General features: G+C 32.5%; 1 protein-coding gene. It reads left to right on the top strand.

Annotated features, from left to right (window positions below):
* Positions 1-307: 307 nt before the first annotated feature.
* Positions 308-545 (top strand): YdcH family protein (locus ACS8FD_RS23810; RefSeq protein ID WP_439277666.1); only part of this gene is annotated, 238 nt, incomplete at its 3' end.

The raw sequence follows: 545 nt of genomic DNA, 5'->3' as shown, positions 1-545 counted from the left end.
TAAATACATTTAATTAATTAAATATAAACTTATGGACGAATAATAACCATGGTATAGCCGTGATTTTTTCGCTACAATCAAATGAAGCGAATAGGAAGAGTTCCTATTTGTCTAGTGGCAGATTCGCTTTTATGCTGGTTTATCGAAAGACATTTCTGCTGATATTAAGCTTTATCACTATTGAATCAAACCTCAACTAGGTTCAATAAAACCTAAGACTTACAATCAGAGCAATGCATCATGACAACCTTTAAGACAAGACACTGATGCTTATTGCAGGGTTGTGTTTTATAACAAGGATGACAATATGAGAAAGACTGATACGTTACAAGACAATAGAGACATTATTGCCGAACTTAAGCAGAAAGATAGCCATTTTGCCAGTATTTTTGATGAACACACAGCGCTTGATCAGCAAATCAATCAGCTTGATAAAGATATGGTTACACATGCAAGTAGAGATGACGAAATCGAAAAAATGAAGCGACGAAAGCTATATTTAAAAGATGAGATTTATAAAATAATTGATAAAAATAAACTACAAT

It is taken from the genome of Psychrobacter sp. 1U2 (assembly GCF_051847575.1).
Note: the sequence above shows the minus strand (reverse complement) of the source record. Positions and strands in the feature narration are given on the sequence as shown.